This window comes from Cardiobacteriaceae bacterium TAE3-ERU3 (genome assembly GCA_019218315.1).
Lineage (GTDB): Bacteria > Pseudomonadota > Gammaproteobacteria > Cardiobacteriales > Cardiobacteriaceae > JAHUUI01.
The window spans coordinates 187,787-213,849 of the sequence record JAHUUI010000003.1 but is presented as its reverse complement, the minus strand read 5'-3'; the positions used below and the strand labels follow the sequence as shown (position 1 = coordinate 213,849).

General features: G+C 48.9%; 24 protein-coding genes and 1 tRNA gene. 14 read left to right on the top strand and 11 right to left on the bottom strand.

The window, feature by feature from the left end:
* Nucleotides 1–1,630 precede the first annotated feature (1,630 nt).
* The 5 genes from tal to pgsA all read left to right on the top strand — a co-directional run bounded on the left by tal (nt 1,631) and on the right by pgsA (nt 7,339).
* Nucleotides 1,631–3,922, top strand: coding sequence for a transaldolase (gene tal / locus KRX19_07285; GenBank protein MBV7434828.1), 2,292 nt, complete (start codon nt 1,631–1,633; stop codon nt 3,920–3,922).
* Nucleotides 3,915–4,106: a hypothetical protein gene (locus KRX19_07280; protein MBV7434827.1), complete on the top strand. Its 192-nt coding sequence runs from the start codon at nt 3,915–3,917 to the stop codon at nt 4,104–4,106. The genes tal and KRX19_07280 overlap by 8 nt, the downstream gene beginning before the upstream one ends.
* A complete protein-coding gene (gene kdsB / locus KRX19_07275; GenBank protein MBV7434826.1) occupies nt 4,103–4,852 on the top strand; it encodes a 3-deoxy-manno-octulosonate cytidylyltransferase in 750 nt (249 codons plus the stop codon). Before KRX19_07280 ends, kdsB begins: the two co-directional genes overlap by 4 nt.
* A gap of 80 nt (nt 4,853–4,932) precedes the next feature.
* Nucleotides 4,933–6,777: an excinuclease ABC subunit UvrC gene (gene uvrC, locus KRX19_07270; protein MBV7434825.1), complete on the top strand. Its 1,845-nt coding sequence runs from the start codon at nt 4,933–4,935 to the stop codon at nt 6,775–6,777.
* A 4-nt stretch (nt 6,778–6,781) separates the two neighbouring features.
* Nucleotides 6,782–7,339: a CDP-diacylglycerol--glycerol-3-phosphate 3-phosphatidyltransferase gene (gene pgsA / locus KRX19_07265; GenBank protein ID MBV7434824.1), complete on the top strand. Its 558-nt coding sequence runs from the start codon at nt 6,782–6,784 to the stop codon at nt 7,337–7,339.
* A 64-nt stretch (nt 7,340–7,403) separates the two neighbouring features.
* Here pgsA and KRX19_07260 read toward each other — a convergent pair whose 3' ends face one another.
* From KRX19_07260 to dapE, 3 genes are all read right to left on the bottom strand, one after another.
* Entirely contained in the window at nt 7,404–7,823 is a 420-nt protein-coding gene (locus KRX19_07260) for an organic hydroperoxide resistance protein (protein ID MBV7434823.1), read from the bottom strand.
* A 71-nt stretch (nt 7,824–7,894) separates the two neighbouring features.
* Nucleotides 7,895–8,983, bottom strand: a complete 1,089-nt coding sequence (trmA, locus tag KRX19_07255; GenBank protein MBV7434822.1) for a tRNA (uridine(54)-C5)-methyltransferase TrmA — start codon at nt 8,981–8,983, stop codon at nt 7,895–7,897.
* Nucleotides 8,983–10,137 carry a succinyl-diaminopimelate desuccinylase gene (dapE, locus tag KRX19_07250; protein ID MBV7434821.1) on the bottom strand — a complete coding sequence of 385 codons (1,155 nt, stop codon included), beginning with the start codon at nt 10,135–10,137 and terminating at the stop codon, nt 8,983–8,985. The genes trmA and dapE overlap by 1 nt, the downstream gene beginning before the upstream one ends.
* Nucleotides 10,138–10,250: 113 nt before the next feature.
* Here dapE and KRX19_07245 point away from each other — a divergent pair, with 113 nt between their 5' ends.
* Genes KRX19_07245 through KRX19_07225 form a run of 5 tightly spaced genes read left to right on the top strand, consistent with a single transcriptional unit; the run spans nt 10,251 to nt 14,085 of the window.
* Nucleotides 10,251–11,027, top strand: coding sequence for an ABC transporter ATP-binding protein (locus KRX19_07245; GenBank protein MBV7434820.1), 777 nt, complete (start codon nt 10,251–10,253; stop codon nt 11,025–11,027).
* 40 nt (nt 11,028–11,067) lie between these two features.
* Entirely contained in the window at nt 11,068–11,853 is a 786-nt protein-coding gene (locus KRX19_07240) for a transporter substrate-binding domain-containing protein (protein MBV7434819.1), read from the top strand.
* Between the two features lie 26 nt (nt 11,854–11,879).
* Nucleotides 11,880–12,566, top strand: coding sequence for an ABC transporter permease (locus KRX19_07235; GenBank protein ID MBV7434818.1), 687 nt, complete (start codon nt 11,880–11,882; stop codon nt 12,564–12,566).
* Nucleotides 12,566–13,315: an ABC transporter permease subunit gene (locus KRX19_07230; protein MBV7434817.1), complete on the top strand. Its 750-nt coding sequence runs from the start codon at nt 12,566–12,568 to the stop codon at nt 13,313–13,315. Before KRX19_07235 ends, KRX19_07230 begins: the two co-directional genes overlap by 1 nt.
* Entirely contained in the window at nt 13,312–14,085 is a 774-nt protein-coding gene (locus tag KRX19_07225) for a transporter substrate-binding domain-containing protein (GenBank protein ID MBV7434816.1), read from the top strand. Before KRX19_07230 ends, KRX19_07225 begins: the two co-directional genes overlap by 4 nt.
* A gap of 68 nt (nt 14,086–14,153) precedes the next feature.
* Here the strand turns inward: KRX19_07225 and KRX19_07220 are convergent, their stop codons facing one another.
* A complete protein-coding gene (locus tag KRX19_07220; GenBank protein MBV7434815.1) occupies nt 14,154–14,750 on the bottom strand; it encodes a 3'-5' exonuclease in 597 nt (198 codons plus the stop codon).
* A 1-nt stretch (nt 14,751) separates the two neighbouring features.
* A complete protein-coding gene (locus KRX19_07215; GenBank protein ID MBV7434814.1) occupies nt 14,752–16,521 on the bottom strand; it encodes a CBS domain-containing protein in 1,770 nt (589 codons plus the stop codon).
* Between the two features lie 228 nt (nt 16,522–16,749).
* Here KRX19_07215 and ilvE point away from each other — a divergent pair, with 228 nt between their 5' ends.
* Nucleotides 16,750–17,748 (top strand): branched-chain-amino-acid transaminase, encoded by a 999-nt coding sequence (gene ilvE / locus KRX19_07210; protein ID MBV7434813.1) that lies wholly within the window; start codon nt 16,750–16,752, stop codon nt 17,746–17,748.
* A 116-nt stretch (nt 17,749–17,864) separates the two neighbouring features.
* On the opposite strand, the gene KRX19_07205 is transcribed toward ilvE, so the two are convergent.
* Complete coding sequence (locus KRX19_07205) at nt 17,865–18,482, bottom strand: DUF882 domain-containing protein (protein MBV7434812.1); 618 nt, start codon at nt 18,480–18,482, stop codon at nt 17,865–17,867.
* A gap of 87 nt (nt 18,483–18,569) precedes the next feature.
* A tRNA-Met gene (locus tag KRX19_07200) sits at nt 18,570–18,646 on the bottom strand.
* Nucleotides 18,647–18,762: 116 nt separating this feature from the next.
* Here KRX19_07200 and uvrD point away from each other — a divergent pair.
* Both uvrD and KRX19_07190 read left to right on the top strand, forming a co-directional pair.
* The gene (gene uvrD, locus KRX19_07195) at nt 18,763–20,934 is read left to right on the top strand and encodes a DNA helicase II (protein MBV7434811.1); all 2,172 of its coding nucleotides are present in this window, start codon (nt 18,763–18,765) and stop codon (nt 20,932–20,934) included.
* Between the two features lie 22 nt (nt 20,935–20,956).
* Nucleotides 20,957–21,745, top strand: a complete 789-nt coding sequence (locus KRX19_07190) for an alpha/beta hydrolase (protein ID MBV7434810.1) — start codon at nt 20,957–20,959, stop codon at nt 21,743–21,745.
* 22 nt (nt 21,746–21,767) lie between these two features.
* Here the strand turns inward: KRX19_07190 and KRX19_07185 are convergent, their stop codons facing one another.
* The 4 genes from KRX19_07185 to KRX19_07170 all read right to left on the bottom strand — a co-directional run bounded on the left by KRX19_07185 (nt 21,768) and on the right by KRX19_07170 (nt 25,609).
* Nucleotides 21,768–22,010, bottom strand: a complete 243-nt coding sequence (locus KRX19_07185; GenBank protein MBV7434809.1) for a DUF3079 domain-containing protein — start codon at nt 22,008–22,010, stop codon at nt 21,768–21,770.
* Nucleotides 22,011–22,212: 202 nt separating this feature from the next.
* The gene (locus KRX19_07180) at nt 22,213–22,965 is read right to left on the bottom strand and encodes an SDR family NAD(P)-dependent oxidoreductase (GenBank protein ID MBV7434808.1); all 753 of its coding nucleotides are present in this window, start codon (nt 22,963–22,965) and stop codon (nt 22,213–22,215) included.
* Between the two features lie 9 nt (nt 22,966–22,974).
* Entirely contained in the window at nt 22,975–25,278 is a 2,304-nt protein-coding gene (gene clpA, locus KRX19_07175; protein ID MBV7434807.1) for an ATP-dependent Clp protease ATP-binding subunit ClpA, read from the bottom strand.
* Between the two features lie 13 nt (nt 25,279–25,291).
* Nucleotides 25,292–25,609: an ATP-dependent Clp protease adaptor ClpS gene (locus KRX19_07170; protein MBV7434806.1), complete on the bottom strand. Its 318-nt coding sequence runs from the start codon at nt 25,607–25,609 to the stop codon at nt 25,292–25,294.
* Between the two features lie 145 nt (nt 25,610–25,754).
* On the opposite strand from KRX19_07170, the gene KRX19_07165 reads away from it, so the two are divergent.
* On the top strand, nt 25,755–26,039 hold the full coding sequence (locus KRX19_07165; protein ID MBV7434805.1) for a hypothetical protein: 285 nt from the start codon (nt 25,755–25,757) through the stop codon (nt 26,037–26,039).
* The last annotated feature ends 24 nt before the right edge of the window (nt 26,040–26,063 follow it).

Genomic DNA, 26,063 nt, shown 5'->3' with positions numbered 1-26,063 from the left:
AAAAGCCAATATTTACAAAGGAAAAATTACTCGGATCGAGCCATCGCTAGAAGCAGTATTTGTTGACTACGGTTCGCAGCGCCATGGCTTTTTGCCATTCAAGGAAATCAGTAAGGAATACCTGACCGGCTCGACCAACGCCAGCAGTAATGATCAGCCTAGCTTCAAGGACATGATTGAAGTAGGGCAGGAAGTATTGGTACAGATTGATAAGGAAGAGCGCGGTAACAAAGGCGCAGCTCTCACGACCTACATCTCTCTTGCTGGCCGTTTTTTGGTTTTGATGCCCAATAATCCTCGTGCTGGTGGTGTTTCACGCCGTATTCAAGGTGATGAACGCCGTGAATTACGTGAAACGCTTGACGAACTCAATGCGCCGAGCGATATGGGCGTTATCGTGCGTACCGCAGGTGTTGGTCGTTCTCAGGAAGAGTTACAGTGGGATCTCGATTTTCTGTTGCAGCTTTGGGAAGCTATTTCTGAGGAGTACGTCAAAGCGACCCCTCAGCGCCTGATCTATCAGGAAAGCAACATTATCGTTCGCGCGTTGCGCGATTATTTGCGCCCTGATATTACACAAATTTTGATTGATGACGAGCGTGTTTATCAGCAGGCAGCTGATTTCATGAACTTGGTCATGCCAAACAATGTCAGCAAGCTAAAGCTCTACGAAGACAATATTCCGCTCTTTACCCGTTATCAGATTGAAGGGCAGATTGAATCTGCATACCAGCGCAATGTGCAGTTGCCATCTGGTGGTGAGTTGGTGATCGATTACACCGAAGCATTGGTTTCGATCGATATCAACTCGTCAAAGGCAACTAAGGGCGGTGATATCGAAGAAACTGCATATCAGACCAACCTTGAAGCAGCCGATGAAATTGCGCGCCAAATGCGCCTGCGTGACCTCGGCGGCCTTTTGGTTATCGATTTCATCGATATGGGCTCATCACGCAACCGTAAAGACGTTGAGCAGCGTCTCTACGATGCGACCCAAATTGACCGTGCACGCGTTCAGATTGGGCGTATTTCACGCTTTGGTCTACTTGAGCTTTCGCGCCAGCGCCTGCGTCCATCGATTGATGAAGCAAGCCACCGTGTGTGTCCTCGCTGTAAAGGGCAGGGCAGTATTCGCGGCATCCAATCAATGGCGTTGTCGCTGTTGCGTCTGATTGAAGAAGAGGCGATGAAAGACCGCACCAGTCGTATCACTGGTGAGTTGCCTGTGAGCATCGCGACATATTTACTCAATGAAAAGCGTGCGGCAATACGGCTGATTGAGCAACGCAATAAGGTTGAAGTGATATTGGTGCCGAATGCCAATTTGCATACACCTGATTACCAAATTGAGCGTCTGCGTGACGATGAAGTTGGTGATGAAGGTAGCCAAACACCAAGCTATCGCTTACAGACTACTGCTGAAAGTGCTGAAGAGGTCGATGCAAAGCACATTGAGCCAGCTTCGATTGAAAAGCCGGCTGTGCAGGGCGTTGTACCAAAATCACCATTGCCACAGCGTGCAGAAGAAGTGCGTGAAGAAAAAGCAGCCACCAGCAAAAGTGGGCTGTCTTCTCTGTTTTCGAAAGTGGTTGCGTTGTTTAAAGATGAAGTAAAAGAAAAGCGCGATGCAATCATCAACCCTTCGAGTGATGATGAAGCGCAGTCCGAGCGTCGTAATGGTAATCGTAACCAGCGTCAGAACAATCGCCGCCGTAGAAATAATGACGATCGTCAGCAAGGCAGTGAAAGTAATGATGATCGCCGTCGTGAGCGCAATGAGCGTAACGACAATGGCAACGATCGCAACAATAATGATCGTAACAACAAAGACAAGAACGCTAGAAATGATCGTAAGCGCCGTGATGATCGTGATAATCAACGTGAAGATGGCAATGAGCAGCGTCAGCAGCGTAACGACAAAAACGATTCCCGTCGCAACCAACGTGATGACAAGGAAACTCGCGATGATAATCAGCAGCGCAATCAGCAAGCTGATAAGAAAGCTCGTGAGCAATCTCGTGATCGCGATGATCAAAAGCGCAATGAGCAGAAAGCGCACAAAGATAATGAGCGCAATAACAAGCAGAAACCTGTTCAAGATGATGTTAATCAAAGCATTGAAGAACTGAGTAATCCACCGAGTGAAATTGATGGACGCCAAGTACGCAAAGGTCGACCGCGTGATGTGCATGCGGTGCGTGGGCAAGGCAAGGCTGGCTATCAGCCTGCGGCTGAGCAAGGCGATAGCGGTTATGATGGTGTGCAAGATACATCTCAAGAAAATGATGTAGCTGCAGATCGTCAGGATGAACCGCGTGATGACAAAGCAGCGCAGAATGATGAGCAAAGTAAAAAACTCACTGCAGCGCCAAGTGGAGCACAGAGTAATGCACCAGGTATGGTTTCACTGCTGGCAGAGCAAGAAGACGATACAGCGGTGGAGCAGGCTCAAGCACCAGAGCGTGAAAAAGCAAAAGCCCAGCGCAGCAAAGCATCGAGCAAGAAAGCACAAAATGCTGCTGAAGTGGAAGCAAAAGCTGATAAGCAAGCTGACTCAGCTAAGGCTGAAACAGCAGCTGAAGCAAAGTCAGATACTGCTGATACAGCTGTAGAGCAGGAGCCAGTTGAAGCACCAGCTAAGCGGCGCAGTAAAAAATCTGAGCCTGCTGTAGTTGATGTGGCTGAGCGTGAAGAAGAAAGTGCCAAGCCCCAGGCTACTAGCCCGTTGAATCAGTTACCAGCTCTTGGTCAAAGTATTTGGTTTGATAACATCCACCGTCGTATGCTCGCTGAAGGTGAACTCACGGCGATGATCAAAACAGACGATCTGCGTGGTGTGACGTCAAATCCGGCAATTTTCCAAAAAGCGATGACTGATGGCGATGCCTATGATGCAGGCCTGAACAAATGGCTATCGGAAAATGGCAATGATCCTCGTGAAGCTTTCTTTGCGTTAGCTATCGAAGATATTCAGCAAGCTTGCGATCAAATGAAGCCTGTTTACGAGCAAACTGATGGCACTGACGGCATGGTTTCTTTGGAAGTTTCACCAGATATCGCACACGACGCTGATAAGACAATCGCAGAAGCTTTGTCATTGCATAAGCGCGTCAACCGTGAAAATGTGATGATTAAGGTGCCGGGTACAAAAGCAGGCTTGAAAGCAATCACAGAACTGACCGCTGAAGGGTTGAATATCAACGTTACTTTGTTGTTCTCAGTTGTGCGTTATCAGGAAGTTCTTGAAGCCTATATCGAAGGCCTCAAGCAGCGTGTCGCAGCAGGTAAGTCGATTGATATGATCCGCTCAGTAGCCAGCTTCTTCGTCAGCCGTGTTGATAGCAAGATTGACGATGCATTGAGTGATGAGCATGCCGATTTACGTGGCCGTGCCGCCATAGCAAATGCGCAGTTGGCTTATGCTTATTATTTGGAGCGTATCAGCCATGACGATTGGATTGCGCTGGCGCAAAAGGGCGCTGCAGTTCAGCGTTTGCTGTGGGCATCTACGGGCACTAAAAACCCTAATTACTCGGATGTACGCTACGTTGATCAGCTGATCGGTGCTGATACGGTTAACACTGTGCCACCAGCAACTTACGCGGCTTTCAAAGATCACGGCAGAGCGTCTGTTACGTTGATGCGTGATATTGATAAAGCAGGTGAGGTTATTCAGGCTGTACGTGATGCAGGGGTTAATGTTGATGAGATTACCGATACTCTTGAGAAAGAGGGTGTGGCTCAATTCGAAGCATCATTTGCTGATTTGCTCAATTCTTTGCAAGAGAAGATTGATGCACTGCGTGCAGCAGAGCAGAAAAGTGAAGCGGCACAACCAGCTGCTAATGAGTCTGCTGAAGCAAAATCTGTAGATTCAGAGAGTGATTCTTCAGCCTCAGAGGAGCAATCTGACGATGAATAAGGCCGTTATTTCAGCACTACGCTGCCCGATTACCGGGCAGCCTCTGACTTTTCATGATGGCGAGCAGCCATACTTGCAAACAAGTGACGGCAGCTATCGCTACCCTGTTCAGGGGGGCATTGCCATGTTGCTTCCAGAAGACGCACAGAAAACAGAGCCGACTCTACCGAACGCAGAATCATGAGTCAGGCTGTTGTCGTCATTCCGGCGCGTTATGCCGCAAGTCGCTTGCCCGGTAAGCCGCTGCGTAATATTGCCGGTATGCCGATGATCCGGCGAACTGCATTGCAGGCTGTGAAAAGTGGTTTGCCGGTATGGGTGGCTCATGATGATCTGCGCATTGCAGTGGCCCTTGAAGGACTTGATGTGAACGTGGTCATGACTCGCCCAGACCATGATAACGGTACTGAGCGGCTTGGTGAAGTTGCTGCGCGCGAAGGCTGGGATGATGAGGTTATCGTCGTTAATGTGCAGGGTGATGAGCCGCTATTGCCGCCCGAACTGATTAACAGCGTTGCCCAAGCTTTGGCTGATGCACCGTGGGCTGGTGTGGCGACGCTAGCTGCTCCTTTTGACCGTATGCATAGTCCAGCTGCGGCAACCACAGTAAAAGTGGTTTGTGATCAGCGTGGTCGTGCACTTTATTTTAGCCGTTCACCAATTCCTTATGTTCGCGATGCTGATGGCGTCGCTGGTGACTACCCATATTTGCGTCACATTGGTATTTATGCCTACCGGGTTGCAGTGTTGCACCAATATCCCCAGCTTGCCCGCACGCCATTAGAGCAGGCAGAAAAGCTGGAACAGCTGCGTTTTCTTGAACACGGTATTGATATTGCCGTTGGCGTGATTGATGCAGCACCACCACCAGGCGTGGATTGTGCAGAAGATCTTGCTCGTGTAGAAGTAGTGCTGCGCGGCACAAATTAATTCATTCTCACTTGCTGCAGCTTGTTTGCTGTTATTCCGCCTCCATATTATTCTCATGACAGCTATTTTTATATTTTGCGATGAGCGTTGAGCGTCGTTTTGACCATCACATTTTTCTGAGCCACGTATCGACGCTGCCGGGCGTCTATCAAATGCGTGATGGCGATGGCAAAGTGCTGTATGTGGGTAAAGCAAAGAATTTGCGCAAGCGCTTATCGAGTTACTTCCGCAAAACAGGATTAACCCGTAAAACAGCAGCGCTGATGGAGCAGGTGGTCGATATCGACACCACCATCACCCAAAGTGAAACCGAGGCGTTGATTCTCGAAGGGAACTTGATTAAAGCACATCGCCCACGCTTCAACATCCTGCTGCGAGATGATAAATCCTATCCGTATATCCACCTCTCCGAACATGCTTTTCCACGGCTTACTTTTCACCGTGGTGCGCGCAAATCGGGTGAGTATTTTGGTCCTTATCCAAGCGTTGGTGCAGCTCGTTATGCGATGGATATTTTGCAAAAGGTCTTTCGTGTGCGGCAATGTGAGGATAGCTACTTCGCCAATCGCAGCCGACCGTGCTTGCAGTATCAGATCGAGCGTTGCTATGCGCCGTGCGTAGGTTATATCAACGAAAAAGACTATGCAGAGACTGTACGGCATACGCGTGAATTTTTAAGTGGTCGCAGCGAGACTTTGCTTGAAGAATTGTCGCAAAAAATGACTGAAGCGGCGGAAAAGCAGGCATATGAACAAGCGGCGATGTTGCGTGATCAGTTGATTCAGTTACGCAAGGTAACAACACAGCAAAATATGGTTTCCGGTGAGGCTGATGCCGATGTATTGGCAGTGGCGACAGCTTATGGAGAAGCGTGTGTTCAGGTGATGTTTTATCGCGATGGTCATAATGTGACTTCGCAGGCCTATTACCCAAAGTTGCCTGAAGAATCATCCGAAGGTGATATTTTAACGGCTTTCATTACCCAGTTTTACAACCAACGTCGCGCACCAAAGCAGGTATTGGTTAATGCTGATTTGGACGAGAAAGCGGCACTGAGTGACTATCTGACTGTGCAGTCAGGGCATAAGGTTATGATAACTAGCCAACCACGAGAAGCAAGGCGTAAATGGCTGGATATGGCGATTGAGAATGCCAAACAGAGCTTGGCACTGAAACTGGCTGCAAAAATGGCGATGCATAAGCGCTTTGCTGCATTGGCCGAGGCGTTTTTGCTGGAAAAAATTCCTGAGCGCATGGAGTGCTTTGATATCAGCCATACCCAAGGTGAACAGACAGTTGCATCATGCGTTGTCTTTGATCAGCGTGGTGCGGTCAAAAGTGATTATCGTCGCTATAACATCAAAGGTATTACCCCTGGTGATGATTATGCAGCGATGCGTCAGGTGATTATGCGCCGCTACAGTAAGATGCAGGCGCAGCGTGATGAGGGTAGCGAAGATCACAGTGGCAAGCGACCCGATATCGTCTTTATCGATGGTGGTAAGGGGCAGCTGCGCCAGGCGATTGAGGTATTTGCCGAGCTGGGCATTGATGATATGCAGCTAATCGGAGTTGCTAAAGGTCAGGGGCGCAAAGCAGGCCTGGAGCAATTCTGGTTTCCCGGAGAGTCGATTGCACGTTTCTTGCCGTCAGACAGTCAGGCCATGCAGCTGATTGTGCAGATTCGCGACGAGGCGCACCGATTTGCCATCACGGGGCACCGTAATGCACGTGCAAAAAGTAGTCAAAAGTCGGTTCTCGAACAAATCCCCGGTATTGGTGCCAAAAAGCGTCAAGCCCTGTTAAAATACTTTGGCGGTCTCGCGATGGTTGAGCGCGCCAGCATTGATGATCTGACACGTGTGCCGGGCATCAGTGAAGCACTTGCCAGAGATATTTACGCCACTCTTCACGATCAAGGATAAGTTTATGCAAACAGCCGGACTCGCAATGAAATTGACCAAAGCACGTATTTGGATGATTCCGCTGTTTATTCTTTTGTTTTATGTTCACCCCGAAGTCTTGGGTAAGTGGCCGGCATTGATCGTTTACGCTACAGCGTGTATCACTGATTATTTTGACGGTTATTTGGCACGGATCAATAAAGAAGTCAGTCCGCTTGGAGCTTTTCTTGATCCGGTAGCTGATAAGTTGATGGTTGCTGCGGTTTTGATTGTTGTACTGCAAAGTAGGCCAGAGTGGTGGCTAATGCTGTGTTCACTGATTATTATTGGGCGTGAAGTGTGGATCTCTTCATTGCGTGAGTGGATGGCCGCACTTGATTTGCGCAATGTTGTGGCTGTGTCAAACATTGGTAAATGGAAAACAACAGCGCAGATGTTTTCACTTGGATTTTTGATTTATCAAGATGATTTTTTCGGCTTTCCCATTTGGCAGATCGGTCAAGTATTGCTGATTATTGCCGCAGTGCTCACTTTGCTTTCAATGTGGAAATACACTGCTGCGGCAGTGCAGTACTTAAAGTAATTTTGCTTAATACCGCTAATAAAAAGGCCGCTTATAAGCGGCCTTTTTAGTTGGGTGCGTAGCTTTACAGGTTGATATTAAAGTCAATATCAATATTACCGCGGGTTGCTCGCGAGTAAGGGCACACTTCGTGAGCAGCTTCGACAATTTCTTCTGCTTGTGCTGCGTCCATGCCCGGGAGGTTGATACCAAAGACGACGGAAATATCGAGATTGCCTTGGTCGCATTTACCGAGCTCAACGTGGCTGTCAATGGTGAAGCCTTGTGGCAGTTCAATGCCTTTATTTTTGGCGACTAACTGGGTTGCCCCCATAAAACACGCTGCATAGCCAGCGGCGAACAGTTGCTCAGGGTTTGTTCCTTCGCCATTACCACCCATGCTTTTGGGCATTTGCAGGTTGACATTCAGTTTACCGTCGTCAGACTTGGCGCTGCCATTTCGGCCACCGCTGACGTGTACATTGGTTTCGTATAACTTTGTCATTCCATTCTCCAGTTTGGTTATTCAACCTCTTCATCGTAAGCTTTTATGATTTTGGCGTCAGCTAATAATTGTTAATCATTCCTCTTTTGCAGAATGACGCCAGATTCTATATGTGGCGTGAATGGAAATTGGTCGAATAATGCAGCTGCTGTTACGTCGTGGGTACGGGTCAATTGATGCAGGTTTGCCGCAAGTGTCTCAGGGTTACACGACACGTAGGTGATCTGCTCAAAGTTGCTGAGCAAGTTTAGTGTGTCGTCGTCAATGCCTGCGCGTGGTGGATCGACGAATACGGCGGCAAAGTCGTAGTCGGACAGGGAGATGTTATCCTGTTTGAGTCGGTTAAATTCACGTTCTCCTTGCCAGGCTTCGGTGAATTCCTGTGCAGATAAGCGTGCAACAGCAATATTGCTGATGCCGTTGAGTAAAATATTGTCACGTAATGCTTGAACGCCCGTTTTGCTGATTTCCGTTGCCAATACTCGACGGTAGTTGTGAGCGAGAGGCAAGGTAAATGTTCCATTCCCGCAGTAGAGCTCAAGCAGGTCGCGTTGTGGCTGGTGGTTATGTTGGGTTGCCCAACTGAGCATCGACTCACAAATATGCCCGTTAGGTTGGGTAAAACTCCCTTCATACTGACGATATTGGAATGATATGCCGTCTATATTAAGCGTCTCAGTGACGTAATCTCGGCTTAAGACGACTTTTTGCTTGCGGCTGCGGCCAATAATGGCTGTGCCCAATCTTTCTTCCAATTGGCGTGCGGTTTGTTGCCATGCTTCATCAAGCTTGCGGTGATAAATCATGGTGATGAGGTCGTCACCATTCAGGGTACTGAGAAACTCCACTTGGTACAGGCGCTCGCGTAGTATGCTGTCAGCATGGATAGCATCGAGCAATTGCGGCATCAGCGTATTGATGCGCTGGTTTGCGGTTGGGAATTGCTTAAGGCGGATGATGGTATCAGGGCGCGGTTTTTCGCCCGGTGGGGTCATTACGTAGCTACATTGCCCATTATCATGCCAAACCCTGAACTCGGCGCGTAATCGGTGATACTCGGCGGGTGATGCATAGAGGGTTAAGTCACCCTGAAAAAAGGGTGCTAACAAGGTTTGTAAGCGTGACTGCTTGTCTTTTAGTTGCTGCTGGTAATCGCTCATCATTCAGTCAGGCCCAATAGTTGACGTACGGTATCGGTATAGATATCACTTAAAGGTGCAAGATCTGCGATACGGACGTACTCATTGTTTTTATGGATGGTGGCATTGCATGGGCCAAACTCAATCGTTGCAGCGCCGTACTTGGCAAAAAAGCGTGCATCTGATGTCCCGCCAGCAGTATTAAAGACGACGTTCATACCGCAATGTGTGGCAATTGCCTGCTTTAATGCTGCAGTGAGTTTTTTATTATCGGTAGAAAATGGTTCGCCAGATAAGCGCCATTCACGGATGACTTCTACGCCGTGTTCAGTAGCGATCCGGTCGATGATGGTATTGGTTCGCGCCTCTATGGATTCGGCGCTGTGCTCGGTATTGTAGCGCCAGTTCATCATCAGTTGAGCGGTTGCGGGAACGACATTATCTGCACCTGTACCACCATGAATATTGCTGATTTGGCAAGAAGTTGGCGGGAAGTGTGCGTTGCCTTTATCCCATTCTATAGCGCTGATCGCGGCAGCGATTTGGCTGAGTGCATGAATGGGGTTGGCAATGTGCTCTGGATAGGCAACATGGCCTTCACGACCTTTGATCGTAAGGTGCAAATGCAGCGAGCCACGGCGCCCATTACGCGATGTATCACCGAGTACGTCTTTGCAGGTTGGTTCGCCAACAATGGCGTAGTCAATTTGTACGCTTTGATCTGCAAGGATGGGCAGGACGGCTTTGGTGCCATCTACAGCCACGCCTTCTTCGTCACTGGTCAGTAAAATGGCTAGTGTACCCGGGTGATCGGGATAGTCACGGACGATACGCTCTAGCGCAACAACCATTGCCGCAACGCCAGCCTTCATATCCGCAGCACCACGTGCGTAAAGGTTTCCGTCCCGCTCAGTTGGAATAAATGGTGGGCTAACCCAGTCTGCTTCATTGCCAACTGGCACAACGTCGGTATGGCCTCCAAAAGCAATAATAGGGTGGCCACTGCCGTGAGTTGCCCACAGGTTAGTGGTTTCGTTTATTTGGTGCGTTGTGCAGGAAAAACCGAGAGCAGACAGGCGGTCTGCGATCAGCGCTTGGCAACCGGCATCATTGGGAGTTAGTGATGCGCGTGCAAGTAATTGGATAAGCAAAGAATAAGTAGGATTGTCGTTCATGCGTAGATATTGATTGCAAACGCAGTATGATAGCATTGATTAATAAATAGATAGACAGGCAACACACTTTGTGTACAATTAAGCACTGTTTATTATCTAGTCGGAGTAAGGGTTTGAGCACGACACCAGCACTGCAAGCAATTGATATACATAAATCATTTGGAAATAATGAAGTTCTTAAAGGTATATCACTGACCGCGAACAAAGGTGATGTTGTATCTATTCTTGGTTCATCTGGCTCAGGTAAAAGTACTTTTCTGCGTTGCCTGAACTTTCTTGAGATGCCGGATTACGGTGAAGTGAGGCTGGCCGGCGAAACCGTACACATCAAGCAAGGTCGTGGTGGTGATCGCATTGCTGGCAGCGCTAAGCAGATTGCTCGTGTTCGCTCCAAGCTATCCATGGTATTTCAGAACTTCAATCTTTGGTCGCACATGACTGTGCTGCAGAATTTGATTGAAGCACCGACGCATGTCCTTAACGTGCCAAAGAAAGAAGCCATTGAACGAGCTGATGCCTTATTGCAAAAAGTCGGGCTTTACGATCGCCGAGATTACTATCCTGCGCACCTTTCAGGCGGTCAGCAGCAGCGCGCAGCGATTGCACGGGCATTGGCGATGGAGCCTGATGCACTGCTCTTTGACGAGCCGACTTCTGCACTTGACCCTGAATTGGTCGGTGATGTTTTGCGCGTCATGCAAGATCTTGCGGCTGAAGGGCGCACCATGATCGTAGTCACACACGAAATGGGTTTTGCGCGTGAAGTTTCCTCTAAAGTTGTCTTCTTGCACCAAGGAATGGTGGAAGAAGAAGGCACGCCCGAGCAGGTTTTCCAGCACGCGACATCCGAGCGATGCCGACAGTTTTTATCTAATAGCCTAAAAGGCTGATGTCCATTTATCTTTTTAGAACAACATTAAGGAGTAACACATGAAAAAAATTCTACTGACAACAACTATTGCCGCAATAAGTGCATTCACTATTGCTAACGCCGAAACTCTGCGCATTGCTACAGATGGCACTTACCCACCTTTCTCTGAGCTTGGCAGCAATGGTGAAATGAGTGGTTTTGATATCGACATCGCTATGGCGCTATGTGAGCAGATGGAAGTTGAATGTGAAATCAAACAAATTGATTGGGATGGTCTCATTCCTGCGCTGAAAACCAATAAAATTGATGCGATTATCGCTTCAATGAACGCGACTGATGAGCGTCGTAAGAGTGTGACCTTCTCAGCTCCTTACTACACCAACCCGGGTGTATTTGTACGTCCGAAAGGTACAGATGTCGAAATCAGTGAAGAAGGGCTTAAAGGCAAAGTACTTGGCGTATTGCGTGCATCAGTATTTGATGACTATGCGACCAAGGAACTTGGTGACTGGGTCGATATTCAGCGTTACAACTCGCAAGATGAAGCGAACCTTGACGCGCAAGCTGGCCGCCTTGATTTGCTTTTTGCAGACAAGATCGTATTGCAAGACGGTTTCTTGAATCGTGACACTGGCGAAGGTTTTGAGCAATTTGGCCCTGAACTGACTGACGAGAAATACTTTGGTGAAGGCATTTCGATTGCTGTACGTAAAGATGAGCAAGAACTGGCTGACAAATTCTCACAAGCCATTCAGGCTATTCGCGAAAATGGTGCGTACAAAGAAGTTAACGACAAGTACTTTGACTACGACATCTACGGCCTTGACGGTCAAAGCGCGCAATAAGGCTTATGCTCTCAGAGCAAATAACGCTGTTACTCGACTATTCGAGTAACTTGCTCGAGGGTGCTTTGATCACCCTCGAGCTTTCATTGGCCGGGTTGGCGCTTTCTCTGTTGATCGGTATTGTCGCCTGTATGGGGCGCTTATCGAAAATGAGGATTTTTCGTTGGCCTGCAACTTTTTACACAACCGTAGTCCGTGGTGTGCCTGATTTGGTGCAGCTATTCCTTTTTTACTATGGTGGGCAATTTTTGCTTAACCTGCTAGCTAAAAGAATGGGCTGGGGCTACGTTGATATGAGTCCATTTATTAGTGGTATTTTGACGATTGGCTTTATATTCGGTGCATATATGGCGGAAACTTTCCGTGGTGCTATTCTTGCCATCCCTCATGGGCAAATAGAAGCAGCACGTGCTTATGGGCTTTCCCCGAGAACCATTTTCCGGCGAATTACCTGGCCGCTTATGATGCGCTACGCTATCCCGGGTTTAGGCAACAACTGGCTGGTATTGTTGAAGACTACAGCCTTGGTCTCAATTATTGGATTACAGGATTTGGTCGGCTTTGCTAACCTTGCTGCAAAAAGCACTCGAGAACCATTTTTGTTTTTCGGTGCAGCAGCACTAGGCTTCCTCGTACTGACCAGTATTTCAATTGCCGTACTGCTGTGGCTTAAGCGCCGTTATTCTGTTGGCTTTACCGAGCGGAGGGCATAATGGCAGAACCTGTTTTAGGATTATGGTCTGAGTTCGTTGAAAACCAATGGCCGATTGTCGCTGATCATGTCCCTGAGTTATTGGGTGGTGTGTGGACGACGGTATGGCTGGTCGGATTATCGTTGCTTCTCGGTTTAATTATTGCATTGCCATTGGGGATGATTCTCGCATCACGATTGCCCATTTGGGTTAGAGCATTGCCCATGGCATTTAGCTATGTATTTCGCGGTACACCGATGTTGGTCCAGCTTTACCTCATCTATTATGCTCTTGGCCAGCAAATTGGTGATATTGAAGGTATTCGTAGTAGCTCACTGTGGCCGATCTTGCGTCAGGCTTGGCCTTGGGCGTTGCTGTCCTTTACTCTGAATACTGCTGCTTATACTTCGGAGATTGTACGTGGTGCGATTGAAACGACGCCAAAAGGTGAAGTAGAAGCCGCGATCGCCATGGGTATGAGTAAAGGGTTAATTGCACGACGTATTGTATTGCCTAATGCCGCGCGGCGTGCATTGCCAGCCTATGGTAACGAAGTCATTTTCTTGCTGCATGGTTCAGCAATTGCTGCTGTGGTGACGATTATGGATATTACCGGTGTTGCGCGTAATCTCTATGCCATTTACTACGAACCATTTGTACCGTTTATTACCGCCGGTATTTTGTACTTGATCATTACTTCGGTGATTGTATTCACATTTCAAATGCTTGAGCATAGGCTCGGGCGACATTTAGCAACCAGGAGAACATGATGAAATCATTATCTTTAGCCATTTTGGCCGCGCTGTCTTTCCCTGCATTGGCAGCAGATAATCTACGCATCGGTATCGAAGGTGAGTATCCTCCATTCAGTGAAGTGAGCCCAGAGGGTGAATTGATCGGTTTTGACGTTGATATTGCCAAAGCACTGTGTGAACAGATGGACAAACAATGCGAATTGGTGCAAGTCAGCTGGGATGGCTTGATCCCTGCATTAAAAACAGACAAGATCGATGCTATCGTTGCCTCAATGAGCGCAACTGATGAGCGTAAAAAAAGCGTTGATTTTACCGATAAATATTATTCAAGTAACGGCCGCTTGGTATTGAAATCAGGTCAAGCAAGTGCGATTAATGATGACAACCTTGCTGAGTCGCTTAGCGGCAAAGTATTGGGCGTACAGCGTGCGACTGTGCATGACCGTTTTGCGACAGCTGAGTTGGCAGATAAAGTGGCAGAAATTCGCCGTTATAACTCTCAAGATGAAGTTAACCTGGATATGCAGGCTGGCCGCGTTGACCTGACCTTGGCTGATCAGGTTGCTATGTTGACCGGTTTCCTCGATCAACAAGAAGGCGCTGACTATGCATTTGCTGAGCCTGTATTCAGTGATCCACAATACTATGGTGAGGGTATTTCCATTGCTGTGCGTAAAGGCGACGATCAGTTGCGTGAAGAGCTCAATGAAGCGATTCAGGGTATTCGTGAGAGTGGTAAGTATAAAACCATCAACGATGCCTATTTCTCTGAAGATATTTATTGATCACTTAATGGGTTAACCATGGAAAGCGCCGCTAGTCGGCGCTTTTTTATTGTTCATCATTATCTGATTTAGCTTCGCTTGAGCATTTGAAAAGCCATTGCCGTCATGAGTGCATCATTAAATGCATTGTGTGCGGGTAGGGTGGGGACGCCTAATGAGTCAAGAATATGAGTAAATTTTAGGTTACTGCACGGTTGTCCGTTGCGCTGCTGCTCATATTGTGCAAATAGTGTAGCAATGTCCAAGCAGCGATTGGGAGGAGTAAAGCCAAGAATTTGCCTGCAGTGGCTATCGAGAAAGCCTTTGTCTAGCGGTGTGTGATAGCCGACGATCGGGCGCGTAGCGATCATCGGTAATAATTCATCGAACAATGTGGCATAACTGATTCCAGTTTCAACGTCTTCTGGGCGTAGCCCATGGATACAAATGGTTTCAGCTGTAGGCATGATTGGTGGCCGGCAAATCCAGTAACCAGCTTGACCGGTTAGGATGCGTTGCCCTTTGATCGGGATGGCTGCGACACTGAGCAGAAAATCATGGCGTGGATTGAGTCCGGTCATTTCACAGTCGATACAGATCCACTCATCTTTCACTTTGTTGCCAAGCAAGACATCACTGTATTGACTTTGCTTGATGCGCTGCGTGTTTCGCCATGAACCAAACATATCAGATCCGATCTAAATGATAGCGTCCGGTCAATTCTGTTTTGAATTCACGGACGACATTTAAGCTGTGTTTGAGGATATCTCGTTCCATAGCACTCATCATAGTTGGGTTAACGCCTTGTCGCTGTGATTTACTGCTGGCTGCAATTGTTGTTTTTAGGCGCTGTGAGATAAAGAAATCAAGTGCTTCTCCAAGGTTAAGTGCCAAAGTTGCATCGAGATGTTCCTGCTCAGCGAGAATTTGCAGTCGCATTTGGGTTGATGTTGCTTCAATAGCATATTCAAGTGCAAGCGTACGTATACCGTGAACGATGGGGAAAATACCAGCCTTTTTTAAGTCTAGATCGTTCTGCTCGCCGCCTGGCAAGAATTTTTGCCACCAATGCTGCGGATCACCAAATTGCAAAGCTGCGCGCATACACTGGCGGATGAGCCCAGTTGGTTGTTGGGCTAGGCGTTGATATAGATGTTGGCGCAATTGCTTGAGTAGCTGCTCTTGCCCACATACATACGTCGCATCAGTAAAGGTAGAGAGATAAATCATATCCTTTCCGCTGCTTAGTGACAGCCATTGGTCAATTGAAGCACAAAAGCCTGTTGCATTTTGTCGCCACAGTGGATTTTGCATCATGATATTGCCGTCGCAAAGAGGGTAGCCCATGTGTGCGAGGTGGGTGTTGAACTGTTTGGCACAGGATTCGAGCTGTGGGTGCTCAAACCCGTCAGCAATAATCAGGCCATTGTCCTGATCAGTACGCAAAATCTGCTCACCACGACCTTCAGAACCCATCACGAAGACGCAAGTATTGGCAATGATTTCGGCTGGTGCAATCAGTTGCCACAAGCGGCTGAATACTTGCAGATTGAGAGTTTGTACCATTGATCCAATAATATGGACACGGATTCCACGCTCATATTGGCTCCGGATATAAGGGCCAATTTGTCCGGCTGCACGGTGAAGTGCCTCAATACTGTCAGCTTGTTCAATATCAAGGGCAATTAAGTGTGAGTGGTTGGTGAAAAAGCTCATCAGGTCTGTCTGACCAAGTGTGGCAATAATTTGCCCTTGTTCATCTGTTACAGGTAAGCGGTGAATGCGGTTGGCGACCATTTTTTGCAATGCTTCGCTCAGCTCGCTGTTTTCATCGATGGTGATCAGGCGGAACTGGGTAAATTCACCAACTTCAGTTTCACGTAAGTTAACCCCAGCCATCACAGCAGCAGACAGATTACTGTTTGAGAAGATACCAATGCGTTTATGGTGGTGAACCAATACATGTCCCTGACCTGCTTTGTGCATTGCCTGTGTCGCTTCAACAATGCTGGCAGAAGCCTGAATAAAGACAGGTTTGCGTAGGTAAGCCTCTTTGACTTTGCGCAGCATAAGTGCTTCATTGTCATCGGCTGTTTGTTGCGTGTGGCGTCGGTCACGCAAGGTATGGCTGAACAGTGATGCAAAGCCGTCATTGCGGGCGCAAACTGTATTGATTGCCTGTCGTGCGATTTTGTAGAGTAGGGTGCTTTCACTGCTGTGAAAATCAGCATGCTCATTACCTAAAAACCAGTCATTTGCTTGGTGATAGAGGTTGTCTTTATCTGGGCAACGTTGGGTTAGTGAACCTTTAATGACGACAAAAAAATCATGGCACATGTCTTTGGCTAGGGTTTCCCCATTAGCGAGATAGACGACTTCACCATGGCGTTGTAATAATGTGCGGTCGTGCTCGCTAAGTAGATCAAAAGGTGGCTGATTCAGAGATAAAGCATGCATAGATGTCTCCTCTATTTACTGCTTAGTATAACCTTGTGGTTTATCAGTGTGTTCGTTTATTGCAATGCTAATATTTTGAAGATAAAAAAGATAAGAATTTATATGAGATGATTGTTATGTATTAGGCATATCGCATGGCAACGTATAGTATGGTAATGATTGCTGGTGTTAATTGCTTATGTGGGCTATTTTTGGTCTAATTTATTTTTTATCAAACAGGATCGGATCATGGCGCGAGTTATCCCCCAAACTTTTGGCAGTACTTTCTACGATGAAATGGTTATCAGCCGTTATGAAGATGGCTGGCAGCCACCCAAATGGCAGCCGAGTAATGCACTGACGCTGCATGCTGGTGCACATGTATTGCACTATAGCAGTACGTGTTTTGAAGGTCTGAAGGCATTCCGTCAAGAAAGTGGTCGTACAGCGGTGTTTCGTATTGATGATCACGTTAAGCGTATAGAAAACAGCGCCAAGCGTCTATATTTGCCTGTGCCTGACGCTGCATTATTAAAAGGTATGATTTTGGATATTGTCGCTCGTACGGTCGATATCATTCCTGACGCTCCTGGATCTTTGTATCTGCGCCCAACACTGATTGGTGATGAGCCACAAATCGGTAAAGCTGGTACACCATCAGATACCGCATTATTGTATGTTTTGGCTTCGCCGGTTGGGGACTACTTTGTTCCAGGTACGCCATTGAAAATCCTCGTTGAGACGCGTCATCAGCGTTGTGCGCCACATATGGGTAGCGTGAAAAGTGGTGGTAACTACGCCTCAGCCCTGTATTGGCAAATGCAGGCGAAAGCCGAGTACGGTGCGCAGCAAGTGTTGTTTTGCCCTGATGAAGATGTTCAGGAAACTGGTGCTTCAAACTTCATCCTCATTGATGGTAATGACATCATCACCAAGCCATTGAGCGATGAATTTTTGCACGGCGTGACTCGAATGAGTGTACTGACTATCGCGCAAGATATGGGTTATAACATCCGCGAAGAACAATTTAGCGTAGGGGATTTGCGCCGTGCCATTGAAAATGGCGCGGAAGCAGCGCTTACTGGAACTGCCGCAGTGATTGCGCCAGTGACGTCATTTATCTTTGACGGTGAGGCGAGCATTGATGTTTCAGCACAAGACAAGAGCTTGGCATTGCGCAATGCAGTTATGGATATTCAGTACGGACGTAGTGAAGATACTCATAACTGGCTGACATTTGTTGATTGATCTCTTGAAGGTGGCGCCAGCCAAGCTGGCGCTTGCTCTTTAGAGCAATAAAATTGAGATGTAAAAAAAGCGCCTTTAAACGGGCGCTTTTTTGATGGTTGTATTTAGTCGAGCAATCAATAGTACCATTCACGAACTGGGCCACTGTCAACGTGGATAAAATTAGAACCACGATATTGACCAATGCCACCGCCGTTAATACGCTTGGCAATGGCTTTTAATTCACGAGAGCTGAGGCCTTTGACTGAAATGTCGGCCGCTTGCGCGCGCATGTGGTAGCTTTTCTTGCCAACATTGTTCGAACGGCTGGCGAGTTTGCGGTTGGTCGCTGGGGAGCGGTAGCCACTGTGTAATTCAAGTGTGCGACGCTGACCAACGTTGACCTGAATATAGTTAAGAATATTCAGCAGGTCGATGTCGATCGGAACGATTGCATTCTCACGGAAGTCGCGAAAAAATTTATTGATCTGATTCATGGCCGGCTGAATGTAGCCAAATTCTGGCGCCCAATAGATGGTACGCAAGTTTTCACCAGTGTGAGGGTTGTGCATCTTGATCAGGCGTTCGCGCGTTGTCGCAGCCTTAACCCATTCGCTGGGCAAAATAATACCAGCGCTAGCAACGGAAAGGGTTTTAATGAATGTGCGACGGTGTGAGCGTGAGCAGCAGGGGCATTCTGAACCGTGTTCAAAATCTGCATGAGTGACGGGATGATGCTCGTGAGATTGCGTCATAAATTTACCGTGTTTTTTATTCAGCTTGGTAATATAACGTGCATGCGAAGATATTGCAATGCGAAATGTCTGTTGGCATTTTCAAGATGGTGGCTACGCCCTGATTCGAACAGGGGACCCCATCATTATGAGTGATGTGCTCTAACCAGCTGAGCTACGTAGCCATCTTGAAAGCGCGGCATTATGCCGAGTGAGTGAGCGCAAGTCAACTGCTTTTTACATTTTTTCTTATATCGTGCATCGGCTACAATGGCGTATTGGATTTGACCGGGGCAGTATAGTGGATGTTAGTGAGATTCTTGAGGGCTTAAATGATGCGCAGCGCCAGGCTGTAACCAGTGAGGCACGAGCGTTGCGTGTGATTGCCGGTGCGGGCAGTGGTAAGACGCGCGTATTGGTGCAGCGCATGCAATGGCTGATGGCTGTTGATGGTATTTCGCCGTACGGCTTGTTGGCACTGACTTTTACCAATAAGGCAGCGCGTGAGATGCGTCAGCGCCTTGAGCAAGCCTTGGCAAGACCGATGGGGCAGCTGTGGATGGGCACATTCCACGGTATTTGCCTGCGCATTCTGCGCCGCCATGCACCACGTATGGGCTGGCCGGAGCAGTTTGTGGTGATGGACAGCGATGATCAGCAGCGTATGGTTAAGCGCTTGATGCGCGCGCGCAGCTGGGATGAATCGATGATGAAACCCAAGCAGATGGCATGGCAAATCAATGCCTATAAAGAGGAAGGTTTGCGCGCGGATGACGTGCCAGCTTCTTCGCATCCGATGGATATAGCGATCCGCGACTTGTATAAAGAGTATGAGCAGGTTTGTCGCCGACAAGGGACGATGGATTTTTCCGAACTGCTGCTACTGACGGTTGAGTTGCTCAGTGAGCATGAAGACGTGCGCAAGGATTATCAGCGCCGTTTTCAGTCGGTGCTGGTCGATGAGTTTCAGGATACCAATGCATTGCAGTTTCGTCTGGTTGAGTTGTTTTGTGCGGGCGGGGCAAAGCTGTTTGTGGTTGGTGATGACGATCAGTCGATTTACGGCTGGCGCGGTGCGCGGGTCGAGAATATCTTGAGCCTTGAAAATGATTTTCCTAAACTCGAAACCATCCGCCTTGAGCAGAATTACCGCTCGACACAGACCATTCTAGACGCAGCCAATGCCGTCATTGCGCAGAATAGCGCGCGACTCGGCAAAACGCTGTGGAGTGATGGCGAGTCGGGTGAGCAGATCACCATTTATCCGGCAATCAACGAGTACGACGAAGCGCGTTATGTCACCGAGCAGATTCAGCATTGGGTGAATAATGGCGGTAGCTTTAGCGAATGTGCCGTGCTGTATCGTTCTAATGCACAATCACGCGTCTTTGAAGAACTGTTCTTGCAAAACCGCTTGCCGTATCGCGTTTACGGCGGCTTGCGCTTCTTCGAGCGTGCCGAAGTCAAGGATGCGCTGGCATATTTACGCCTGACCATGCAGCCCGCTGATGATGGTGCGTTGGAGCGGGTGATTAATACACCGACGCGCGGTATTGGCGCAAAGACTATCGCGCAAGTACGTGAACTGGCGCGCGAAGCCGGATCGTCAATGTGGGCAATTATTGCTGATGACGCGATGTTGAGCCGTCATTTCAGTGGTCGTGCGCGTAATGCCTTATTGGGCTTCGTTGATTTGATTCGCCGCATGACCGAATCAGTCGCGCAGGACAAATCGCTCAAGCGAGCTTTGCAAATAGCGGTACAGGACAGCGGCCTGTACGCAATGCATGAGGAGAGTGGTAAAGAAGAAAGCGAAACGCGCCGTGATAACCTCGATGAATTGATCAACGCTGGTAGCTACGTCGATGCGAGCACCGATCCGGACAGTGACCGGATCATGGATTTCCTCGCTGAAGCAGCGCTCGATGCCGGTGACGGACAGGCCGAAGAAGGTAGCGACAGTGTACAGTTGATGACTTTGCACAGCGCTAAAGGGCTGGAATTTCCCAATGTATTTATGGTCGGGGTTGAGGAAGGATTATTCCCGAGCTCGCGTTCATTGGAAGAGCCACAGCGGCTTGAAGAAGAACGCCGCTTGGCTTACGTGGGCATGACTCGTGCCGAGCGCAAGCTGACCTTGTGCTTTGCCGAGCGTCGCCGTTTCCAAGGCCAGGAAAGCTATCCACAACCATCGCGTTTTATCCACGAAATTCCCGACAAACTGGTCATTTCCGTACGCCCAATGGTATTTGCCGGCATTACCAGCGCACGGTATGCAGCACCACGTTCGGAGACGCCACAAGGCAGCAGCGCGCCATTTAGTCACGGTGATACGGTGCGCCATCCCAAATTTGGTGAAGGCTTTGTGATGATGCTCGAAGGCAGTGGTGACCATGCGCGGGTACTTGTTAACTTTAGCGATGCCGGGGAAAAATGGCTGGTATTGGCGTATGCCAAGCTGGAAAAATGCTGAACGGACATAAGCGGGTAGAGCTATGGTGATTGTATGGCTGATATTGATCGCACTTGCCGTGTATTTGCTGGTGTGGGGCTTTGCTTTTTGGATTCTGGCACCACGCTTGAGCTTTAATCCGCCATTGATCAGTCGCCAATTATCTGAGGATACATTCTGTCTAGAGCACCGTAATGGTGAGTGCATTGAAATGCGCTGGTTCGGTCGTGATACTTATGCAGACAGTACCAACGTATTGCTCTATCAGCACGGCAATGGTGAGTTACTGAGTGATATTGGCGAGCGCTTGGCACAGCTGAGTGAGATTGTTCGCATGCCAGTGCTCGCCTATGAATACCGTGGCTATGGTTACAGCGATGGCAAAGCGACGCTAACCAATATGCGTGAGGACGGTGCATTGGCGTGGAAGTATCTTGCAGAGCAGGGCTATAGTGCGGCGCAGATTGTCGTCTATGGCCGCTCACTCGGTACGAGTAACGCCACACAACTGGCTTTTGATCATGATCCGGTGCGCGCATTGATACTGGAAGTCCCGATGTGGGATGGTTTGCGCGTCTATGCTGATTTGTTGTGGACGCTGAATGGGCATTTACAAAATGGCAAACGGATTAAAAAAATCCATGCGCCGACGCTCATTCTCTACGCCAAAGAAGATCAGCTGATCCGCCCGTGGCATTCGCGTGCGCTACTCAAGGCCAGTGCGGCCAAAATCAAACAGCGTGAAGGCTTTGCCTGCATCCATGCGCAAGTGCCAGAAATGGCGGGATATAGCGAGGCATTACGAATTTTTTTAGGGAATTTACATCAGTGATGCTGTCAGGTCTCCGGCAATGTTAATGCCGTGATTTCTGATTAGCGGTTTTAGGGTCAACAAAGCGGCAGCTGGTTGGGTCGTCTGGGTCGATTTCGATGCCCCAATCACCGTGTTCATACCAATCATCACCGAGTGCTTCACAAGGATGTTGCATCCGCGATTGCCCGTTACCACATTGCAGATCATGTGCGGGACAATACAGTTCACAGCCCCAACAGCGCTTTTCTGGTTGTGATGGATGTAAGGGGAATTTTTTGCTCATGCGGATATTATAAATCTGCATGAGCTTATATTTATGAATAAAGTGTTAATCTATCAATTTGATGTATTATCAAGGTATAAAGAAAGACACTGATTAACCCGCTAGCAAGTCCAAGTTATGGTACGGATGCACTCAAAACCGATAATGTGTTTTGTGGCATCCGTCACGCGGTGTGGGCTCTACAGGTAGCTGTCAGTGTCCGTTAAGTGTTTTCTTTGAAAACAGTCAATGGTGCAAAGGATTGTGTGGTTGGCATAATCTCGATTGCGTTGACGTTCATATGCGTGGGCAGGGCAGCAATCCATGCCACTGTTTCGGCAATGTCTTCCGGTTGCAGGGCATGTGCGCCTTCATAGAGCGCAGCGGCTTTTGCGTCATCACCACGGAAGCGGACGTTGGAAAATTCACTACCGCCGACCAGTCCCGGCTCGATATTGCTGACGCGCACACCGGTGCCACTTAAATCGGCACGTAGATTGAGGCTGAACTGGTGGACAAAGGCTTTGGTTGCGCCGTAGACGTTGCCGCCGGGATAGGGGTATGTACCGGCGATAGAGCCGATATTGATGATCAATCCGTTTTTACACTCGACCATCGATGGCAGGATTGCTCTGGTGAGGGCAATTAAGCCTTTGACGTTGGTATCGACCATCGTCATCCATTCATCAAGCTCTGTTTTGTGCGCAGGTTCGAGACCGAGTGCGAGCCCGGCGTTATTGACCAGTACATCAATATTGCGCCATGCTTCGGGTAGCGTGTTTGGAAGTGCTGCGACGGCGTCATAATCACAGACGTCGAGTTGCCACGGCAGGACGCCATCACCGAGTTCGTCAGCGAGGGCTTGCAGCTTATCCAAGCGACGAGCAGTGGCGATGACACGATGCCCATCGCTTACGAGGCGGCGAGTAATTGCAGCACCAAAGCCTGCGCTGGCGCCGGTAACGAGAAATAGCATGATTTTCTCCTAGACGTAACGGTTATCGGTTTCTTCAGCTTCTGTATTTTCTTCGCCACGATTTGCGCGACACTCCAGCTCGGGTTTGTCGTCCTTGATCACAATATCGACGTGCCCACCGTGCTCAGCAAGGCTACCAAACAGCAATTGCTCGGCAAGTGGCTGCTTGATGTGCTTCTGGATCAGGCGACCCATTGGACGTGCGCCCATTTTGGGATCGTAGCCATGCTTGGCAAGCCAGTCTTTGGCTTCAGGGTTGAGGCTGATGGTGACGCGCTTTTCTTCGAGCTGCTGTTCAAGCTCAATGATGAATTTGTCAACAACGTGAACAATAGTGTCGCTGTCGAGTGGTGCGAAGCGAATCATTGCATCGAGGCGATTGCGGAATTCCGGACTGAAATAGCGCTTGATCGCAGCCTCGGATTGCGCGTTGGCAGCATCTTTGCTGTTGGCTTGCGCAAAGCCGATGCGGTTTTTGTCCATTTCAAAGGCGCCGACGTTACTGGTCAGCACGATAATCAACTGACGACAGTTCACTTCGCGGCCGTTAGCATCGGTGATGCGTCCGTGGTCCATGATTTGCAGCAGCAGGTTCATGATGTCCGGATGTGCTTTTTCAATTTCGTCGAGCAACAGCACCGCGTGCGGGTTTTTGAGAATTTGCTCGGTAAGCAGACCTTGCTGTTCAAAGCCGACATAGCCTGGAGGTGCACCAATCAGGCGCGACACGGTATGCGATTCCATGTATTCGGACATATCAAAACGCAAGAGTTTAATGCCAAGCACATGTGCAAGCTGGCGGCAAACTTCGGTTTTACCAACGCCAGTCGGGCCGGTAAACAGGAAAGCACCAATCGGCTTTTCAGGATCGCGCAATCCGGCTCGTGACAGCTTGATTGCTGAGGCGAGATTGTCGATTGCTTCGTCTTGCCCGAAAACGACGGTTTTGAGGTCGCGCTCAAGGGTGCGCAGCAAATTGCGGTCATCCTGACTGACGCTCTTCTCAGGAATACGCGCCATTGAAGCGACCAATTGCTCGATCATAAGCGCATTGATCACGCTTTCGCGCTCGTCTTGAGGCGCGAGATGGGTGCGTGCACCGGCTTCGTCGATGAGGTCGATGGCTTTGTCTGGCAGGCGGCGCTCGTTGAGATAACGGTTCGAGAGGCGCACGGCTGCGTCGAGTGCTTCATCGAGGTAGGTGATGTCATGGAAGTCTTCGTAGCGCGACTTGAGCCCTTGCAGGATGGCAATGGCGTCGTCAATGCTCGGTTCGGTGACGTCCACTTTTTGGAAGCGGCGCGCTAGGGCGTGATCTTTCTCGAAAATCTGGCGGAACTCCTGATCAGTGGTTGCGCCAATGCAGCGCAGCTCACCATTTGATAGTGCCGGCTTGATCAGGTTCGATGCATCCATGGTGCTGCCCGAAGTCGCACCGGCACCAATGATGGTGTGGATTTCATCAATAAACAAAATTGCACCTTTGATTTTGGCTAACTCGGTTAGTAGTGCCTTGATGCGGTTTTCAAAGTCGCCACGGTATTTGGTGCCGGCAAGCAGGCTGCCGATGTCGAGGCTGTAAATGGTGGCTTTTTTGAGAATATCAGGTACGTCACCATCGACGATGGCTTTGGCCAATCCTTCAGCGATTGCAGTTTTACCCACACCTGCCTCACCGACCAAGATAGGGTTGTTCTTGCGGCGGCGGCACAGGCTTTGGATGGTGCGCTCGATTTCGGCTTGGCGGCCAATTAGCGGGTCGATATTGCCGGCCTCGGCTTTTGCGTTAAGGTTGACCGTAAATTCTTCCAAAGCACTTTTACGCTGAGGCTTGGCTTTCTCGTCGCCATTTTCGCTGCTCTCTTCACTGTCGCTGCTTTCTTGTGGGCGGCCGTGGGTGGCGTAAGTAATAAGGTCGAGGCGCTGGATGTTTTGCTTGCGTAGAAAAAATGCGGCATAAGAGTCGCGTTCGCTCATGATCGCAACTAGTGCGTTGAGGCAGCTGACTTCTTTCTTTCCTGCATTGCGCGCATGGAGGACGGCACGCTGGATCATGCGCTGAAAGGTGATGGTCGGCTGGGTTGCACGCTCGCCATCGCTGATGTCGAGCTTGGGGCTGTGTTCTTCGATATAGCGGTTGATGTCCTCACGCAGGGCAACCAAATCGCCACCAAGTGAGAGTATGGCATCGGTGACGCTTGCTTCATCGAGCAGGGCAAGTAGCAGGTGCTCGAGGGTTAAAAATTCGTGATGTGCACTTTGCGCACTGCGGAAAGCGCGGTCAATGGCTTGTTCTAATGCGGTTGATAGCATGGTGTTCTCCGGTTCAGTGCGGCTGCATCACACAAAGCAGTGGGAAATCGTGCGCGCGAGCGTGGTCAATGACCTGCTTGACGCGCATTTCGGCAATCTCACGACAGTACGTGGCGCAAATGGCTGATCCTTGCTCGTGTATTTCGAACATGATCCGCTCAGCATCGCTGTAGGGTTTGCGGAAGAAGTGCATGAGGACATCAATCACGAAGTCCATCGTGGTGTAGTCGTCGTTTAGCAGCAGTACATCGTAGAGCTGTGGTTCTTCCAGTTCAGGTTCGTCAAGTAGGGTATCGGCTTCTGCGTCAGTAAATGTCTGGTATTTGCTCATGGATGCAATCCTTTTTATCGTCAGTTTATTATGGAGGCAAAATTGTACTTTGCAAGCGGCTACATGCTTTTGATGTTTGCCAATGTGTTAGGTTAGGGGTTGATCTATAATACTGATCAGTTTAAACAATATACAGGCGCTTAATATGCTGGAAATGTTGATCATGATGGGGATAGGGCGCTATCAAGGGGAATTGGATGATGCCCCAGCCTTTTATTGGGCTTTAGGATTTGCGGTATTGGCGGGATTATTGGCTCTAGTGATGTCTGGTACTTTTTCCGTGAATGCAGCGTTGACTGCATTTGCAGTTAAGGGGCTGTTCGCTTGGGGATATTTCGTTCTGCTGCGGCGTTTTGGTGATTCCCTTGCGCTGTGGTACGCCATCTTTTTGCTCTTGCCATTGGGCTTTATATTGTTCACTGACTTTTGAGAACGGTTACTGATTGGCTGTGTT